Source organism: Hamadaea flava, from assembly GCF_024172085.1.
Taxonomy (GTDB): Bacteria; Actinomycetota; Actinomycetes; order Mycobacteriales; family Micromonosporaceae; genus Hamadaea; species Hamadaea flava.
In genome coordinates this window covers 6117785-6135648 of the sequence record NZ_JAMZDZ010000001.1, presented here as the reverse complement: position 1 = coordinate 6135648, position 17864 = coordinate 6117785, and the positions used below count along the sequence as shown (strand labels likewise).

At 70.8% G+C, this 17864-nt stretch carries 16 protein-coding genes and 1 riboswitch; of the genes, 8 read left to right on the top strand and 8 right to left on the bottom strand.

The genetic code is table 11. From position 1 onward, the window contains the following. Positions 1 to 115: 115 nt before the first annotated feature. A complete protein-coding gene (locus HDA40_RS28730; protein WP_253760925.1) occupies positions 116 to 2089 on the bottom strand; it encodes a cellulase family glycosylhydrolase in 1974 nt (657 codons plus the stop codon). A gap of 119 nt (positions 2090 to 2208) precedes the next feature. Then, positions 2209 to 2300, top strand: a riboswitch (ZMP/ZTP riboswitch). Between the two features lie 28 nt (positions 2301 to 2328). Between HDA40_RS28730 and glyA the strand changes: the two genes are divergently transcribed. After that, positions 2329 to 3594, top strand: a complete 1266-nt coding sequence (gene glyA, locus HDA40_RS28725) for a serine hydroxymethyltransferase (RefSeq protein WP_253760924.1) — start codon at positions 2329 to 2331, stop codon at positions 3592 to 3594. A 92-nt stretch (positions 3595 to 3686) separates the two neighbouring features. Here glyA and HDA40_RS28720 read toward each other — a convergent pair whose 3' ends face one another. Next, on the bottom strand, positions 3687 to 4334 hold the full coding sequence (locus HDA40_RS28720; RefSeq protein WP_253760923.1) for a response regulator: 648 nt from the start codon (positions 4332 to 4334) through the stop codon (positions 3687 to 3689). Next, a complete protein-coding gene (locus HDA40_RS28715; RefSeq protein WP_253760922.1) occupies positions 4319 to 5545 on the bottom strand; it encodes a sensor histidine kinase in 1227 nt (408 codons plus the stop codon). Before HDA40_RS28715 ends, HDA40_RS28720 begins: the two co-directional genes overlap by 16 nt. Positions 5546 to 5654: 109 nt before the next feature. Between HDA40_RS28715 and HDA40_RS28710 the strand changes: the two genes are divergently transcribed. Genes HDA40_RS28710 through HDA40_RS28695 form a run of 4 tightly spaced genes read left to right on the top strand, consistent with a single transcriptional unit; the run spans position 5655 to position 9168 of the window. Then, a complete protein-coding gene (locus HDA40_RS28710) occupies positions 5655 to 6377 on the top strand; it encodes an ABC transporter ATP-binding protein (RefSeq protein WP_253760921.1) in 723 nt (240 codons plus the stop codon). Then, positions 6374 to 7219, top strand: a complete 846-nt coding sequence (locus HDA40_RS28705; RefSeq protein WP_253760920.1) for a hypothetical protein — start codon at positions 6374 to 6376, stop codon at positions 7217 to 7219. Before HDA40_RS28710 ends, HDA40_RS28705 begins: the two co-directional genes overlap by 4 nt. A 2-nt stretch (positions 7220 to 7221) precedes the next feature. After that, positions 7222 to 8607 (top strand): FtsX-like permease family protein, encoded by a 1386-nt coding sequence (locus tag HDA40_RS28700; protein ID WP_253760919.1) that lies wholly within the window; start codon positions 7222 to 7224, stop codon positions 8605 to 8607. 18 nt (positions 8608 to 8625) lie between these two features. Beyond that, on the top strand, positions 8626 to 9168 hold the full coding sequence (locus HDA40_RS28695) for a hypothetical protein (RefSeq protein ID WP_253760918.1): 543 nt from the start codon (positions 8626 to 8628) through the stop codon (positions 9166 to 9168). Between the two features lie 744 nt (positions 9169 to 9912). Here the strand turns inward: HDA40_RS28695 and HDA40_RS28690 are convergent. Both HDA40_RS28690 and HDA40_RS28685 read right to left on the bottom strand, forming a co-directional pair. After that, positions 9913 to 10593, bottom strand: a complete 681-nt coding sequence (locus tag HDA40_RS28690) for a hotdog domain-containing protein (protein ID WP_253760917.1) — start codon at positions 10591 to 10593, stop codon at positions 9913 to 9915. Continuing rightward, positions 10590 to 11678: a WD40/YVTN/BNR-like repeat-containing protein gene (locus HDA40_RS28685; protein WP_253760916.1), complete on the bottom strand. Its 1089-nt coding sequence runs from the start codon at positions 11676 to 11678 to the stop codon at positions 10590 to 10592. The genes HDA40_RS28690 and HDA40_RS28685 overlap by 4 nt, the downstream gene beginning before the upstream one ends. A 96-nt stretch (positions 11679 to 11774) precedes the next feature. On the opposite strand from HDA40_RS28685, the gene HDA40_RS28680 reads away from it, so the two are divergent. Next, entirely contained in the window at positions 11775 to 12134 is a 360-nt protein-coding gene (locus HDA40_RS28680; protein ID WP_253760915.1) for a PH domain-containing protein, read from the top strand. Positions 12135 to 12201: 67 nt separating this feature from the next. Here the strand turns inward: HDA40_RS28680 and HDA40_RS28675 are convergent, their stop codons facing one another. Beyond that, the gene (locus tag HDA40_RS28675; protein ID WP_372502999.1) at positions 12202 to 13131 is read right to left on the bottom strand and encodes a 2-hydroxyacid dehydrogenase; all 930 of its coding nucleotides are present in this window, start codon (positions 13129 to 13131) and stop codon (positions 12202 to 12204) included. 9 nt (positions 13132 to 13140) lie between these two features. Next, positions 13141 to 13515 carry a VOC family protein gene (locus HDA40_RS28670; protein ID WP_253760914.1) on the bottom strand — a complete coding sequence of 125 codons (375 nt, stop codon included), beginning with the start codon at positions 13513 to 13515 and terminating at the stop codon, positions 13141 to 13143. Positions 13516 to 13640: 125 nt separating this feature from the next. On the opposite strand from HDA40_RS28670, the gene HDA40_RS28665 reads away from it, so the two are divergent. Both HDA40_RS28665 and HDA40_RS28660 read left to right on the top strand, forming a co-directional pair. Then, positions 13641 to 14741 (top strand): PQQ-dependent sugar dehydrogenase, encoded by a 1101-nt coding sequence (locus HDA40_RS28665; protein WP_253760913.1) that lies wholly within the window; start codon positions 13641 to 13643, stop codon positions 14739 to 14741. Further along, entirely contained in the window at positions 14741 to 16255 is a 1515-nt protein-coding gene (locus tag HDA40_RS28660) for a metallophosphoesterase family protein (protein ID WP_253760912.1), read from the top strand. The genes HDA40_RS28665 and HDA40_RS28660 overlap by 1 nt, the downstream gene beginning before the upstream one ends. A gap of 34 nt (positions 16256 to 16289) precedes the next feature. Here HDA40_RS28660 and gatB read toward each other — a convergent pair whose 3' ends face one another. Continuing rightward, positions 16290 to 17783, bottom strand: coding sequence for an Asp-tRNA(Asn)/Glu-tRNA(Gln) amidotransferase subunit GatB (gatB, locus tag HDA40_RS28655; RefSeq protein WP_253760911.1), 1494 nt, complete (start codon positions 17781 to 17783; stop codon positions 16290 to 16292). Positions 17784 to 17864: the final 81 nt, after the last annotated feature.

Here is a 17864-nt window from a genome sequence, read left to right as displayed (position 1 = left end):
GTTGCTTCGGGCATTTCGCAGCCCGAAGCAGCATGGCTGGCGCAATGATCACGAGGGGAAGCGCCGGCCGGGCGGCTCCCACTCCTACGCCGGCCGGCGCCGCTGCGGAGCCCGGCTATTCGGCCCGGACGTTGTCCAGGTCGAAGTCGCCGGAGCTGACGTAGATCAGGACGCCGTGGACCTCGCCCAGCGCGGTCTGGTCGCACGACACTCCGTTGAAGAGGTCGATCTCGATCGTGGTGGAACTGCCCTGCGGTACCCAGGTCCACGAGCCCTGGCACCAGGCCCAGCCCGCGCCGACCTGCAGTGCGACCGTGGTCGAGGTGCCCGCGGCCGCCCCGGCGCGGATGTCGTACTTCAGGGTGGCCTTGCCCGCGATGTTCAGCGGCTGAGCCGGGGTGAAGCCGAACCATCCGCCGTCGGCCGCCTCGATGTGCAGCCCGTACGCCCCGTCGGTATGGAAGTCGGCGGTCTGCGCCACGGTGCCGGCGTTGGCCTGCCAGCTGCCCGGAGCCCAGCCGTCCACTCCGGACTCCCACGACTCGATGAGGATCGCCGCCGTCGGGTCGGGTTTGACGGTCGCCTGGAGGTCCGCCACGTTCGACAGGCGACCGGCCGCGTCGCGTACGACATAGTGTGCGATCGCCTTGCCCACGAACCCGGCGGCCGGCGCGAAGCCCACGTCCCCCGAGCTTGCCGTGAACGTGCCTCCGGTGACCGTGACCGAGGTCTGCACCCCGGCCACGTCGGGTTGCAGATCGAGCGACGCGGGCCGCAGATACGTCCGGTACGCCACGTCGTTGGCCAGCGGGTGCAGCCCGATCGGGGTGTCGAACTCGGTGACGGCGGTGTCGTGGTCGGCGACCGGCGGCCGGCTGCGCTGGCCGTGGACCAGCTCGTCGCCGCCGTTGGCGATCGTCGCGCAGACCGGGCTCGGGCAGTAGACGGTGAACCCGTCGTAGTCGGGGTAGAGCGTCCCGTCGTCCTGTGAGCCGGACAGGATCCAGTAGAGGAAGCCGTTGCCGCCGGCGGCCCGCACCGCGTCCGTCCACTCGCGATAGACCGGGTTGCGGGTCGCCTTGTCCTTGTAGCCGAACTCGCCGAGCATCACGGCTTTGCCGAGGCGTCGGGCCGTGGCGATGTGGTCGGTGATCCACTGCGTGCCCCACGACGCGGTCTTGCCCCAGCCGTCCGGGTAGAGGTGGAAGGACATCACGTCGACGGCGGGCAGTGCGGTGAGCGCGGCGCTGTCGGTGCCCGGCCCGCAGTTGGTGGTCCAGTCGTCGGTGCCGAGGTTGGCGCAGGTGAAGCCCTCTTCGCCGACGCTGACCAGGTGCTTGGGGTCGACCGACTTCACATGCCGGGTCATCTCGTCGGCCCAGGCCGTGATCGTCTCCGGGTGCTGCATGCCGCAGGCGTCCGAGGTCGGGTACCCGCCGGAGCCCTGGCACCGCGGCTCGTTGGCCAGCTCCCAGGTCATCACGGTCGGGTCGTCGGAGTACTTCACCCCGGTCAGGGTGTTGGTCCGGTTCAGCAGATGACTGATCCAATCCTTGTACCAGCCCTTGATCCGGGCGTCGGTGTAGAAGTCGTCGTGGTGCGACAGCCCGGCCCAGCGCACGTACTGGTCCATGCCGCCGAAGTCGCTCCAGTTGTTGGTGAACGCGAGGACGAGCTTGATCCCGCTCTGCCGCGCCCGATAGAGGACGTAGTCGAGACGCTCCAGCCCGTCCGGCCCGTCGTTGTACGCGGGCGCGCCCGCCACCGGGTCCCAGTACTGGAGGTAGACGCCGTTGGCCTTGCCGGCGACCGAGTCGCTGCCGTCGGTGTTGCCGATGTCCAGCCACGCCCAGGTACGCAGCACGGTGAACCCGGCCGCCTGGGCGTCGGCGAAGACGTCGTCGGCCATCGCCGGCGACTGATACATCAGGTAGTAGTTGTTGCCGCCGTAGAACTTGAACGGCTTGCCGTTCAGCTTCAGCTGGGTCCCCTGACGGGTGACATGACCCGAGTCCGACGCGTACGCCGGGGTGACGGGCAGGACGACGGCGAGGCATGCCGCGAGCAGCAGGCAGAAGCGCCGGAGCATGGGCGTACTCCTTGAGGCGTCGGGTTGTCCGTGAGAGCGCCATCACATCACTGAACCGGTTAAGTGTCAACACCACGACGGGAACCGCCGGGGAGGCCGCCGACGAGGTGGCCTAAACTTCGACAGGTCGCGACTGGCGCCGAACTTCGGGTGGAGAACCACCGGGGAGCGATCCGATCGGCCACACGCACCGTGCGCCTGGGTGCGGGCCGGGTTACGTCTGCCAGGAGGTTGACCCAATGCACGAGCCGAAGATCTCCCACCTCGCGGCCGAGGATCCCGCTCTCGCCGACCTGATCGAGTCCGAAGCCCAGCGCCAGCACGACAAGTTGCGCATGATCGCGTCCGAGAACTACGTCTCCTCCGCGGTCCTCGAGGCGACCGGCACGGTGCTGACGAACAAGTACTCCGAGGGCTACGCCGGCAAGCGCTACTACGAGGGCCAGCAGCTCATCGACCCGATCGAGAGCCTCGCCGTCGAGCGCGCGAAGGCCGTGTTCGGCGCCGAGCACGCCAACGTGCAGCCGTACTCCGGCTCCCCGGCCAACCTCGCGATCTACCTCGCCTTCCTGCAGCCGGGCGACACCGTGATGAGCATGTCGCTCGCGCACGGCGGCCACCTCACGCACGGCTCGCCCGTGTCGATCACCGGCAAGTGGTTCCGCCCGGTGCACTACGGCGTCGAGCCGGAGACCGGTCGCGTCGACATGTCCAAGGTCCGGGAGCTGGCCCTGGCCGAGCGGCCGAAGCTGATCATCGCGGGCGGCACCGCCATCCCGCGCACGATCGACTTCCCGGCGTTCGCCGAGATCGCCGCCGAGGTCGGCGCGATCCTGATGGCCGACATCGCGCACATCGCGGGCCTGATCGCGGGCGGCGCGCACCCGTCGCCGATCGGCCTGGCCGACGTCGTCACCACCACCACGCACAAGACCCTGCGCGGCCCGCGCGGCGCCATGATCATGGCCAAGGCCGAGCACGCCACCGTCGTGGATAAGGCCGTCTTCCCCGGCCTGCAGGGCGGCCCGCACAACCACACCACCGCCGGCATCGCGGTCGCCCTCCACGAGGCGGCCCAGCCGTCCTTCAAGGGGTACGCGCACCAGATCGTCGCGAACGCGTCGGCCCTGGCGGTGGCGCTCAACGAGCGTGGCTTCGACCTGGTCTCCGGCGGTACCGACAACCACCTGATCCTCATCGACCTGACCAGCAAGGGCATCCCCGGCAAGCCGGCCGCCAAGGCGCTGGACGCGGCCGGGATCGAGCTGAACTTCAACGGGGTTCCGTTCGACACCCGCCGCCCGTTCGACCCGTCCGGCATCCGGCTCGGCACCGCCGCGCTCACCACGCGGGGCCTCACCGAGGCGCAGATGCCGCAGGTCGCCGAGTGGATGGACCAGACGGTGACGGCCGCCGTCAAGGAGGACACCGCTGCCCTCGACCGGATCGCCGGCGAGGTTCGCGACCTGCTCGCGGCGTACCCGATGCCCGGCTACACCGCCTGACTCTCTACCGTCAGAGCCACCTTGCAGATCACGGTTACGCAGGCCAAACCCGCAGCGGGAGGCATGCGTAACCGTGATCTGCTGCTTTGAGGCTAGGCGCGGAGGTAGGCGAGGACGGCCAGCACCCGCCGGTGGTCCTCGGTGTCCTGCGGCAGGTCGAGCTTGGCGAAGATGCTGCGTACGTGTTTGTTCACGGCCGCCTCGGTGACGAACAGCTGCTTGGCGACGGCCGCGTTCGACCGGCCCTCCGCCATCAACGCCAGGACCTCGCGCTCCCGGGCGCTGAGCCGTTCGAGGGGATCCCGGCGTCGGCGGAGCAGCTGGCGTACGACCTCGGGGTCGACGACGGTGCCGCCCGCGGCCACCCGTTCGACGGCCTGCACGAAGTCGGTGATCGCCCCGACGCGATCCTTGAGCAGGTAGCCGACCGCCAGACCACCGCCCGAGTCGAGCAGCCGCACCGCGTAGGACTGCTCGACGTACTGGCTCAGCACGAGCACGGGCAGCTCGGGACGCTCCTGCCGCAGATCGACGGCCGCCTTCAGCCCGTCGTCCGCGTTGCCCGGCGGCATGCGTACGTCGGTGATCAGCAGGTCCGGCTGGGCGCTGCGGACGGCGGCGGCGATCGCGCCCGCCTCCCCCACCGCGTCGACGACCTCGTGGCCGAACCGGCCCAGCAGCCCGATCAGGCCCTCGCGCAACAGCAGCGAGTCCTCGGCGAGCACTACACGGAGTGGCATGGGATCTCCACGTGAAGCAGGGTCGGGCCGCCGGACGGGCTCGACAGGCGTACGCGGCCGTCGACGACCGCGACCCGATCGGCCAGCCCGGTCAGGCCGGTGCCGTCGGCCGGATCCGCGCCGCCGACGCCGTTGTCGCGTACTTCGATGACGAGGAGGTCCGGTTCGAGACGGCCACGCACGGTTGCCTGACTCGCCCCGGAGTGCTTGGCGATGTTCGCGAGCGCCTCGGCGATCACGAAGTACGCCGTCAGCTCGACCGCCCCGGTGACCCGGCCGGGCAGGCGGATGTCGACGGTGACCGGAATCGGCGAGCGGTCGGCGATCTCGTCGATGGCGGCGGCCAGCCCGTGATCGTCGAGCACCTGCGGATGCACCCCGCGGACGAGGTCACGCAGTTCGCTCAGCACCTGGGAGACCTGCTCCTGGGCGGCGGCCAGCTGCGTTTCCACCGGTGAGCCCGGCGCGGCGTCCAGCCGGGCCAGCCCGAGATTCATGCTGAGCGACACCAGGCGCTGCTGCGCGCCGTCGTGCAGGTCCCGTTCGATGCGACGCCGCTCGGATTCGAAGGCGTCGACCAGCCGGGCCCGGGACAACGTCACCTCCTCCAGGCGTACGCCCAGCTCGTCGTCCCGCGGAGCGAGGAGCGCCCGGGTCAGGGCGGCGCGGGCGCCGGCCCAGGCGGTGATCGTGTACGGGGCCGGGAGCAGCATGGCGATCCCGATGATCATCCAGGGCCAGGTGTTCGGATCCGCGATCGGGACGCTCATGAAGTAGAAGGGCAGCCACAACGTCAAGGCGAGTACGCCCAGGTCGACGAACCAGAGCCCGCCGAGCCAGATGACGACGAAGGAGAACTCCCGCCAGGTCGCCTGCTCCCGCAACCGGGTCGTCAGCCAGGCCCGGAGCCCGGGCGCGGACGGCTGCCGGTGCGGGTCGGGAGCGCGGTCGAGATCGACCAGGCGGAGCCGCCACCGTTCGAACCGGGCGACGTAGATCCCGGCCAGCGCCGTCACCACGAGGACACCGATCCCGACGACGACGATGAGCAACAGCACGCCGGCCGCTGCCAGTCCGATCATCAGCAGGCCGGTGACGACGCCGACGGCGACCCCGCTCACCAGGTACGCCAGCGAGCGCCACGGCCAGGACGACGTCAGGAACCGCAGCGGCCGCTGCGCGATGGCCTGCCAGGCGGTCCGGGTCTGCACGCCTCGACGATAACTAGATCCACTCCCGGACGGCGGTAGTGCTGGCACTACCCCGGAAGTCGCACCTGTGGCAATGATCTCGCCGCCGATCCCGACTGGAATCGAAGGCATGTCCACCACAGTTCGTCTCGCGAACCTCCAGAAGACCTATCAGCAGGTCACCGCCCTGGCCGGCGTCGACCTGGACTTCCACAGGGGCACCTTCACCGCGATCATGGGGCCGTCCGGTTCAGGCAAGTCCACGTTGCTGCAGTGCGCCGCCGGGCTCGACGAGCCCACCTCGGGCTCGGTGACCCTCGCCGGGGTGGAGCTGGCCGGGCTCTCCGAGCATCGGCGTACGCTGCTGCGCCGCGAACGGGTCGGCTTCGTGTTCCAGGCGTTCAACCTGGTCGCGTCGTTGACGGCGGCGCAGAACGTCGAACTGCCCCTGCGGCTGGCGGGCCGCCGGCCCAAGGCCGACCGGATCCTGGCGGTCCTGACCGAGGTCGGGCTGTCCGACCGCGCCCAGCATCGGCCGGCCGAACTCTCCGGTGGTCAACAGCAGCGCGTGGCGATCGCCCGCGCGCTGATCACCCGCCCGGACGTGCTGTTCGCCGACGAACCGACCGGCGCCCTGGACACCACCACCTCCCGGGAGGTGCTCGGACTGCTCCGCCGCTCGGTCGACGCGTACGGGCAGACGATCATCATGGTCACCCACGATCCCGTCGCGGCCGCGTACGCCGACCGCGTGATCTTCCTGGCCGACGGGCAGGTCGCCGGCGAACTCAGCGGTGCCGACGCCGAGCAGATCGCCACCCGGATGACCCGGCTCGAGGCGGGTGCCCGATGATCGCGCTGTCCACCATCCGGGGCCGGATCAGCGGCTTCGCCGGAACCTTCGCCGCACTCGCGCTCGGCGTGACGCTGCTGGCCACCTCGCTGCTCGTCTACGCGTCGGCCGCGCCCCGCACACCCGAACGGTTCGCCGCCGCCCCGGCCGTCGTCCACGCCCCCATCGCCGGGAACGCCGACGGCGTCGTCCGGGCGATGCGCCCCTGGTCGGCGGCCGAGACCGAGAAGCTCCGGGCAGACCTCGCGGCCCAGCCCGGGGTCGCCCAGGTCGTCGTCGACCGTGCCTTCTACGCCCAAGCCGTCGTCGACGACCGGCAGCTGGACGCGACGGACGGGCACAACTGGTCCAGTGCGCTGCTGGGCGCGTACAAGTTGATCGAGGGAAGCGCGCCCGCGGACGGCGAGCTGGTCGCGGACGCCGGGCTGGGTTTGCGGCCGGGCACGCGGGTGCCGGTGCTGACCGGCGGCGGGCCGATCGAGCTGACCGTGGTCGGCACCGTGGACGGGCCGGGGTATTACCTGAGCGACGCGCAGGCCGCGCAGCTCGCGCCGGGGGTCCTCGCGCTCGGCGTCTGGGGTTCGTCGACTGTGGAGATCGAGCGCACCGTGGGCGAGCGCGGCGCGGTGGTCACCGGGGACGCGCGCAAGGTGCTCGAACCCGAGCACGACGCGCGCATCCGCTGGCTCGGCACCCAGCTGCTCGTCGCCATGGCCACCCTGGGCGGATTCGTGACCGTCTTCGTCGTCGCGGGCACCTTCGCCCTCCAAGCCGCGCATCGCCGCCGGAACTGGCCCTGCTGCGGCTCGTCGGGGCCACGCCCCGCCAGATCCGGCGGCTGATCGTGGGCGAGTCGCTGCTGATCGGCGTCGCGGCGGCGGCCACGGGGGCGCTGCTCAGCCTGATCACCGCACCCCTGCTGGGCCGGTTCCTGGTCCGTTCGGGGCTGGAGAATCCAGACCTGGTGGTACGCCCAACGGCGGGGCCGATCCTGTCAGCCGTCGTCGTAGGAGTGCTCGTGGGGCTGGCCGGGTCCTGGTCGGCGGCCCGCCGCTCCGCCCGGGTACGCCCGATGGAGGCCCTGCTCGACTCGTCCGTCGAGCGGCGTGCGATGACGCTCGCCCGCTGGATCTGCGCGGTCCTGGCCACGGCCCTGACCTTGGGGATGGCTCTGCTGACCGCCTCCGCCGACGCGTCCCACCGGGTCGACAACGCCCTGTTCACAGCGATGGCCGCGATCGTCGCCGCGACCGCGTGGGCTCCGGTGGTGCTCGGGCCGCTGGCCCGCCTGGCCACCTGGCCGCTGCTGCGCCTCCAGGGCGCGACGGGAATGCTGGTGCGGGGCGAGATCCAGACCTCGACCCGGCGTACGGCGGCCACCGCCGCGCCGATCATCGCCACCGTCGGACTGGCCGTGCTGCTCAGCAGCATGGTGACGACCATGCGGGAGGCGTACCCCGCCGGCAAGGCCCAGGAGCTGCACGGGATCTCCGTCGCGCTGCCCGACGACACCCCCGGGCTGACCGACGCCGCCGTACGCGCCACCGGCGGCTCCGGCGACCTCACCACTCGGGTGTTCGTCGACTCCTCGGCGTTCGACGCTTACGGCCGCGCTTCCTTCAAGGCGACCAGCACTCGGCAAGTCACCTTCGCGGACGGGCAGACCCTCCCGGTGCCCGTCGCCGAATCCGGGAAGGACCTCGTCCTGCCCCGGGACGTCGTCCGGGCGCACGACCCGTCCGCCCTGACAGCGTTCGCGATGGGAGCCAAGGGATCCCCGGCGGCGGGCGCGAAGATCGTCGACGCCCAGACGTACGCCGAAGGCGAGTTCGCTGAGGACATGCGCCTGTTGTGGCTGTTCGCACTCGTCCTCATCGGACTGTCGGTCGGCTACACCGGGATCGCCGTCGCGACGACGATGGCGATGTCGGCCCAAGCCCGCCGAACCGACCGGCTCGTCCTCGCCCGCAGCGGGGCCAGCCGACGCCAGATCCGGCGAACAGTGACCACCGAGACGATCTTCGTCGTCGGTGTCGGCGCCCTCCTCGGACTGGCCGTCGTCCTCCCCGCACTGGCCGGGATGGCGAACGGGCTCGCCGAGGAGACCCAAACCCCCGTACGCCTCCAGCTGCACTGGGCCACCGTGGGCTGGGTGACCGGCGCCTGCCTGCTGCTGGCGACCGCCTCCGCCCTACTGTCGGCCCGCGCTTCCGCCCGAGCCCGGACCTGATCCGCATATCCTGGCGGCATGCCGTTGACCCAGGCAGTGGCACACCAGCTCCTGCGCGCGCTTCTGTCCCCGGTCGGGCCTGGCCTGACCGGGGACGAATTCCGCACCATCGAAACCCGGTTCGGCTTCCGGTTCAACCCCGACCACCGCACACTCCTGGCGGCCGGCGTACCGGGGGGCGACCGGCACTGGCCCGACTGGCGCGGCTCCCCCGCCCTACTCGGCGAAGCACTCTCCGCGCCCATCGAAGGCGTGCTCTTCGACGTCGAGGAGAACGACTTCTGGCTCAACAGCTGGGGCATCAAACCGAGGAGCACGGACAAGGCGATCGGCGTGGCCCGCCGGGCGCTGGCCCAAGCCCCGGTGCTCGTGCCCGTCCACGGCCACCGATACGCCCCCGCCCTCGACATCGCCGACCTGCCGGTGCTGTCCGTCATGCAGACCGACGTCGTCAGCTACGGCGACACCCTGGCGGACTACCTCCACCGGGAGTTCGGCGTCGGCACAGCCGAGCCGCTCCCCTCCCCGAAGCCCGTCCCCTTCTGGTCCACCCTCCTCTAGTACGAAAGCCGCCCCAACTTGTTACGGTTCGCCCCGATTCGCGGGCGGCTTTCACCCGCTCAGGGTCCCGCCGTAGGCGGGCGGGCTACTAACCCCTCCCCCCGCCCCCGCTGCCGCCGCCTCCCGGTTGCTTTCCGCGCGATCATGAACTATCGGCCATGATCGACCGGCGTGTCGTGTCCACACGACCCTGATCGTTCCCCGGCGCTCGTGATCGACTCGAACGGGCGCCTACGTATGGGCGCGCCTGAGTAGGTGCGATCCGCCGCGCTGCCCACCGTGCTCACCGTGCTCACTGCGCTCACCGCAAGATCGTCGGCCACCGCCGTTCATGGAGATTCCCCGGTCCAAGATCGTCGGCTGCCGACACTCATGGCCGAAATACGGAGATGATCGTCGGCAGCCGACGATCTTGGGCGAGCGCAGTGCGGCGCGCGCAGTGGGCGCAGTGCGGTGCGCGCAGTGGGCGCAGTGCGGTGCGCGCAGAGGGCGCAGTGCGGTGCGCGCAGAGGGCAGCGCGGTGGGTGCAGTGGACAGCGCCGCGCACGGGGCGAGCGGGTGCTGCGGGCGACGAGCGGGTGCTGCGGGCGGCGAGCGGGTGCCGCGGGCGGCGAGCGGGTGACGCGGGCGGCGAGCGGGTGACGCGGGCGGCGAGCGGGTGACGCGGGCGGCGAGCGGGTGCCGCGGGCGACGAGCGGGTGCCGCGGGCGACGAGCGGGTGCCGCGGGCGGCGAGCGGAGCGAGTCAGAGGAGGGCGTACACGGTGGTGGCCTGAGCGGCCAGAACCCCGCCGGCCACCATGTCGACCTGGGCGAACGCCATCGACCGGCCGAGCTTGGTCAGCCGGGCGGTCACCAGCACGTCGACGCCGACGACGGGACGCTGAAAGGTGGCGTTGAGCTGCACGGTCGTCATCGGTCCGAAGCCGCCCTTGGCGGAGCTGATCGCCATGACGGTCGCGGTGTCGGCCGCCGCCATCAGCGCTTGGCCGGAGAGTGCGCCGCCTTCTCGGGCCAGTCGACCGGACCAGGGCAGCCGGAGCGTGGCGTAGTCGGCGCCCACTTCTTCGACGGTGAGGCCGAGGTCGCGTACCCAGTCGGCGAAGTTGGCGGCGAGGACCTTGTCACCATCGGCCGCCGTGAACTCGGCACCGCCGGCGACTGACGGGAGCACTTGAATCTCCGCCCCGTCGGCGATGGGCGTGGCGAGCCCGGCCAGGCCGCGGCAGTCTTCCCCGTCGACGTAGACGTTGACGTAGCGCCGGAGCTGTCCTTGTTCGTCACGGAGGCGACGGCCGAGGCGCGGCCAGCGCCGCTCGACCTCGGCCAGGACCGCGCCGAGGTCACCCGTCGTGTCGACGGCGACCGACTTCGCCCCCGCGATCTCCGTACGCAGAGCGGACGGCACCAGCACGGTGACGCTCACAGTTCGACCGCCCGCAGGCAGAGGATGCCCGGCAGTTGGGTGGCGACCCGCCCCCAGCTCTCCCCTTCGTCGGCGCTGGCGTAGACCTCGCCGCTCCGGCCGCCGAAGTACACCCCGGCGGGATCGGCGGTGTCGGTGCACATCGCGTCGCGCAGCACGGTCGAGTAGTAGGGCTCGACCGGCAGCCCGGCCGACTGCGCCTGCCAGGACTTCCCGGCGTCGGTGCTGCGGTAGACCTGGCACTTGAAGTCGGGCGCGAAGCGGCTGCCGTCGGCGGTCAGCGGGAAGTTCCACAGCGTGTCACCCCGCGTGGGGTGGGCCACCACCGGGAAGCCGAAATCGCTGGGCAGGCCATCGGCGATCGACGTCCAGGTGACGCCGTCGTCGTCGGAGCGGTAGACGCCGTGGTGGTTCTGGAGGTAGAGCCGATCGGGGTTGGCGTGATCGCGGGCCACCTTGTGTACGCACTGGCCGAACTCGGGGAACTGGTCGGGCAGGAAGTACGCCTTGATCCCGGTGTTGCTGGCCGTCCAGGTCTGCCCGCCGTCGGTCGTGCGGTAGACCCCGCCGGTGGACATCGCGACCAGGACGCGCTCGGGGTCGGCCGGATGCGGGCTGATCGTGTGGATCGCCTGGCCGCCGAACCCCTCGCCCCACTGCGTCCGGTGCGGGTGCTCCCACAGGCTGCGCACCAGCTCATAGGTGATCCCGCCGTCGACCGACTTGAACAACGCCGACGGCTCGGTGCCGGCCCAGACGACCGACGGATCGCCCGCCGCCGACCCGGGCGCGAACGCCCACACACGGCGCAGCGAGGTATCAGTCCCGGCCGGGAAGGCGATGGGCGCCTCCTCCGGCTCCCGCCACGAGGCGCCCAGATCGTCGCTGACCGCCACGCTCGGCCCGAAGTGGGAGCTGTCGATCGCGGCCAGCAGCCTCGGCTGCGCGGGCCGCGGGTCGATGCCCACCGCGTAGATCGCCGTCATCGGGAAGTGCGGCACACTGACTTGCCACGCCTGCCCCACCTCGTCGCGCCGGGCCAGGAAGAGGCCCTTACCGGTCCCGATCATGAGCAGTACGGACATCGCAACCTCCCGATTGGCTCCAGCGCCGCTGCCGCACCAACCCCGACAGTATTGCCGTGATGTCTGACACTTACCACGACATGCGACAATCCGCAGGTGACCAGCTTCCGTCAGCCGACCGCCCTACCGGTCGCCGGCCTCATCGCCGCCATCGGCGCGTTGCCCCTGCTCCGGGCTTCGGGATGGTTCTTCTTCGTGCCGCTGGGGATCTTCGTCTTCGCCGTCTGGGCCTGGCGCTCGGGCACCGACGCCGACTCGAACGGGGTACGCGTACGCGCGTTGCTCGGTAGCCGGAAGATCGAATGGTCCCGGATCGAGGCCCTCGTCCCAGCCGGCCGCGACAAGGCGCAGGCCGTCCTCACCGACGGCACCCGCATCACGCTGACCGCCGTACGCCCGGTGGACCTTCCCAGGCTGGTCGCGGCCAGCGGCAAGGAACTCGAGCAGGCCCAGTAAGCGAGGCCGGCTCCCGCTCAAGGCTCAGCAGCCGTCCAAAGGCTCAGCGGCCGCGCGATGAACGGGCTCAGTAGCCGTCGCGGACGACGTTGACCAGCTCCTGACCTGCGGCGTACCGGCGCAGCTGGGCTCCGGCGAGCTGGTAGCCCCGCCGGAGTACGCCCCGGACCGAACCCGCCACGTGTGGCGTGATCAGGACGTTCGGCATCGTCCACAGCGGATTGTCGAGGGGCAGCGGCTCGGGATCGGTGACGTCCAGCGCGGCCCACAGCCGGCCCGTGCCCAGTTCGGCGACCAGGGCGTCGGTCGACGCGACCGGCCCTCGGGCGGCGTTGACCAGCAGCGCCCCGTCCGGCATCGCGGCCAGGAACGCCTTGTCCACCAGTCCGGTGGTCTCCGGCGTCAGCGGGATCAGCAGCACCACGACATCGGCTGCGGGCAGAAGCTGCGGCAGTTCGTCCACTCCGCGTACGCCGTCGGCCGGGCGAGCGGTGCGCGCCACGAAGGTCAGCGACACCTCGAACGGTTCCAGTCGCCGGGCCACCGCCGATCCGATCGATCCGGCGCCGATGACGAGGACACGTTTGCCGGCCAGTTCGTCCGTCGGCGTCACGTCGGCGTACGACCACCGGGGCTCCGCCTGGGCTCGCGCGAAATGATCGAACCGCCGCAACGAGCTGAGAATTGCCGCGACCACCCACTCCGACGTGCTGGAGTCGTGCACTCCCCGGGCGTCGCAGAGCGTGACGCCGGCGGGCACCTTGGCCGCCCACGCGTCGGCGCCCGCCGAGAGCAACTGGACCACCTTGAGCGAGGTCATCTGCGGCAGCAGCACGGTGGTGCTGCCGCCGGACAGGAACGGCGGCACCCAGAACTCCACCTCGGCCGGGTCGCCCGGGAGCGGGGAGCTGGGGGTGGGCAGGAACGCGAGGTCCGCCCCGTCCGGCAACGGCCCCAGGAACTCGACGGCGTCGGGGTGGGAGATCCAGATCTTCACGCCCTCAGCCTATGCCGCGGCGCGCTCCTCCTCGCTGCGCAGTACGCAGAATTCGTTGCCCTCGGGGTCGGCCAGGACCGCCCAGCCGAGCCCGTCGGGGCGGCGGTGGTCGGCGACGAGGGTGGCTCCGAGGCCCAGGATGCGCTCGACCTCGGCGTCCCGGCGGATCTCCGGGGTGAGGCAGACGTGCACCCGGTTCTTGACGGACTTCGGCTCGGGTACGCGCTGGAAGTACAACGCCGGCCCGTCGGGCGGCTGGATGGCGGTCTCCTCGTCGTCCGGCTGATGGTCGGAGTCCAGCTGGGTGTGCATGACCTCGGCCCAGAACCGGGCGAGCGCGTACGGGTCGGCGCAGTCGAACGAGACGTTGCGGATCTTCGGCATACCACTGATCCCACCTCGGCACCACAGACGGTGGCAAATCGATATGCGAGGGGAACCGTTCGACTGGGTGCGGTGTCGTCGTCTTCATGACGACACGCAGCACCCCCGTGCGTAGGGTTGCTCCTATGCGCCGTGCCCTCGCTTTGGCGATCGCGACTGTGACCGTGGGAGCCGGGCTCACCGGCTGTTCCGAGACCCGCGACCCGGATTCCGTGGCGGCGTCCGCGCCGACGGTGCCCACCTCGGTCGAGAGTACGAAGCCGCCGGCGGTCGCCGGCACGACCGTGCTGGTGGACAAGCTCGAGGTACCGTGGGGCGTCGCCTTCCTCCCGGACGGGTCCGCCCTGGTCACCGAGCGGGACAGCGGCCGGATCCTCGCAGTGCGGGAGGGAGCCGCGACCGAGGTCGGCAAGATCACCGAGTCGGACTCGAACGGCGAGGGCGGCCTCATGGGCATCGCGGCGTCGCCGCAGTACGCCCAGGACAAGACGCTGTTCCTGTACTACACGACCAAGCAGGACAACCGGATCGCCCGCTGGAAGGTCGGCGAGCGGCCGCAGCCGATCGTGACGGGCATCCCGATCTCGGGGATCCACAACGGCGGCCGGCTCGCGTTCGGACCGGACGGCTTCCTGTACGCGGGCACCGGCGACGCCTCGCATCGGGGCAACTCCCAGGACCTCAAGAGCCTCGGCGGCAAGATCCTGCGGATGACCGCCGACGGCAAGCCCGCCCCGGGTAACCCGTTCGGCGACTCGCTGGTCTGGTCCTACGGGCATCGCAATGTGCAGGGTTTCGCCTGGGACTCGGGCGGGCACATGTGGGCGACCGAGTTCGGCCAGAACACCTGGGACGAGATCAACCGCATCGAGCCGGGCAAGAACTACGGCTGGCCCGACGTGGAGGGCGCGGCCCACGATGCACGGTTCGTCGACCCGATCGTCGCCTGGAAGCCTGAGGAGGCCTCCTGCTCGGGGGCGACGATCGTCAAGGATCGGCTGATCGCGGCCTGCCTGCGGGGGAAGCGGTTGTGGATGCTGCCGCTCGACGGCTCGGCCGGGACGCTGGCCGGCCCGCCGGTCGCGGGATTGGTGGACGAGTACGGCCGGCTGCGACACGCCGCACTCGCTCCCGATGGCTCTATCTGGGTCCTGACCAGCAATAAGGACGGACGCGGCGAGCCTGAAAGTAGCGATGACAGGATTCTTCGGGTAAGTCTTGGTTGATGTGGCGGCAACGGGTTAAGACGGTCTTCGACGGCAAAGGGCTGCGCGGTGCGCTGCGCATCCTCGGCGTCGTGATCGTCACCCTCGCCGGAGTCTGGATCGGGGTCGCCCTCGGCGCCCACACCTCGACTCCGGTCGGCCCGTTCCAGGCCACCCTGTCGATGGAGCCCACGCTCTACGGGGACAGCGAGGTCGACATCCCGCCGCTGGGGTCGCTCAGCTTCGACACCCACGACGGGCCCGCGCACATCTCGGTGAAGATGGAGTCACTGGACCGCGGCCGCACCGAGGCGCTCATCTCGGACCGCACCGCGATCACCCGGGCCAGTGAGCACGCGGTCGACGACGTGCTCAGCGGCCTCGTGCGGCTCGTCCTGCGGACGCTGTCGGTCTCGATCCTCGCCTCGATGGCGCTGGCCGCTCTCGTCTTCCGGCGGATGAGTCGGGTGGCGTTGTGCGGTGGCCTGGCGTTGGTGGTGACCGGCGGATCGCTGGGCGTCGCGCTCGCCACCTTCCGGGCGGACGCCCTGGCCGAGCCTCGCTACGACGGGTTGCTCGCCAACGCCCCGGCCGTCGTCGGCGACGCGCGGAAGATCGCGCAGAACTACACCGCGTACGCCGATCAGCTGCAGAAGCTGGTCAACAACGTCTCCACGCTCTACAGCACGCTGTCATCGCTGCCCACCTATGACCCCGCGCCCGGGACGGTACGCGTACTGCACATCTCGGACATGCACCTGAACCCGGGGGCGTGGACCGTCGTGCGGTCCGTCGTCGAACAGTTCAAGATCGACGTCGTGGTGGACACGGGCGACATCAACGACTGGGGCAGCGAGATGGAGAGCTCCTACGCCGACTCGATCGCGCTGCTCAAGGTGCCCTACATCTACATCCGAGGCAACCACGACTCGGCGCGGACCTCGGCAGAGGTCGCGCAGCAGCCGAACGCGATCGTCCTGGAGAACGGCGTCACCACCGTCAAGGGGCTGACCTTCGCCGGGATCGGCGACCCCCGGTTCACTCCCGACAAACAGACCCGGGCGGACGACTCCCTGCTCACCGACAAGACCACCGAGCTGGTCAAGTCGACCGGGGCGAAGCTCGCCCGCACCATCGACGCCCAGGGCGGCAAGGTCGACGTGGCGCTGGTGCACGATCCGGTCGCGGCCGGGCCGATCGCCGGGCACTGCCCGCTCATCCTGGCCGGCCACCTGCACGCCCGGTCGGTCTCGACGCTCCCCGCCGAGCCCGCCTCCGGGGCCACCGAGGACTCCAGCCTGCTCATGATCCAGGGCTCGACCGGCGGCGCGGGCCTTCGCGGTCTCGAATCGGGTACGCCGTTGCCGCTGGCCATGTCCGTGCTCTACTTCTCCGCGCCGGACGGCAACGGAAGCGTCGCGCTGCAGGCGTACGACGACATCCACGTGGGTGGGACGGGGCTGGCGCAGGTGTCCCTGACCCGAAAGGTGGCACCCTTCGAGTCGGTGTCACCGACGCCGACCCCGACCGGGTAGCCGCGCCCCAGCCGTCGGCCGGAGCACGGCGGGCTCAGCTGAGCCGGCTGATGACCAGCTCCCGGACGGTCTTGGCGTCCGCCTGACCCTTGGTCGCCTTCATCACCGCGCCGATGATCACCCCGGCCGCCGCGACGTTGCCGCCCCGGATCTTGTCCGCGATCTCGGGGTTGGCGGCGATGGCCTCGTCGACGGCGGCGGTCAGCGCGCCCGAGTCGGAGACGACCTCGATCCCCCGGGCCTGCATGATCTGCGCCGGGTCGCCCTCACCGGCGACGACGCCTTCGAGGACCTGGCGGGCCAGTTTATCGGTGAGCTTGCCGTCGTCGACGAGCTGCTGCAGCTGGGCGACCTGCTTCGGGGTCGCGCCGACGGTGGCCAGCTCGACGCCGGTCTCGTTCGCCTTGCGCGACAACTCGCCGAGCCACCACTTGCGGGCGGCCTCGGCGGTCGTGCCCGCCGCGATGGTCGCCTCGATCAGCTCGACCGCTCCGGCGTTCACGACCGACTGCATGTCCAGATCAGACAGGCCCCACTCGCTCTGCAGCCGCCGGCGGTGCACTCGCGGCAGCTCGGGCAGCGCTGCCTTCAGCTCGCTCACCCACGCCGTGTCGGGCGCGAGCGGCGCCAGGTCCGGCTCCGGGAAGTAGCGGTAGTCGGTCGCCGTCTCCTTCGAGCGGCCCGAGGTGGTCTCCCCGGTGTCCTCGTGGAAGTGGCGGGTCTCCTGGGTGATCCGGCCGCCCGTGCTCAGCACGGCCGCCTGGCGGACCATCTCCGACCGCACCGCGCGCTCCACGCTGCGCAGGCTGTTCACGTTCTTCGTCTCGGTACGCGTACCCCACTCCTCGCCCGGCCGGTTGAGGGAGGTGTTCACGTCACAGCGCAGCGAGCCCTGCTCCATGCGTACGTCGGAGACGTTGAGCGAGCGGATGACGTCGCGGAGTTCGGTGACGTACGCCCGCGCGACGATCGGCGCCTTCGCGCCCGTGCCCGGGATCGGCTTCGTCACGATCTCCACGAGCGGGATGCCCGCCCGGTTGTAGTCCACCAGCGACTCCGACGCGCCGTGAATCCGGCCGGTCGCCCCGCCGACGTGCAGCGTCTTGCCGGTGTCCTCCTCGAGGTGCACCCGCTCGATGCCGATGCGCACCAGCTCGCCGTCGAGCTCGACGTCCAGCCAGCCGTCGCTGCACAGCGGCTCGTCGTACTGGCTGATCTGATAGTTCTTCGGCATGTCCGGGTAGAAGTAGTTCTTCCGCGCGAACCGGCACCACTCGGCGATCGAGCAGTTGAGCGCCAGTCCGATCCGGATCGTGGCCTCGATCGCCGCCTTGTTCGCCACCGGCAGGCTGCCGGGCAGCCCGAGGCAGACGGGGCAGACCTGCGTGTTGGGAGCCGCGCCGAAGCCGGTCGGGCAGCCGCAGAACATCTTCGTCCGGGTGCCCAGCTCGACGTGCGTCTCCAGCCCGATGACCGGCTCGAACGTCGCGGTCACTTCCTCGTACGCGGGCGGCGCAACCGTGGTCATGGCAGGGCTCCTCGATAAGTGACATCGGTGGGCTACGAAACGCGGCAAACTACCCGACCAGGTTAGTCGGCCGACCCCCAG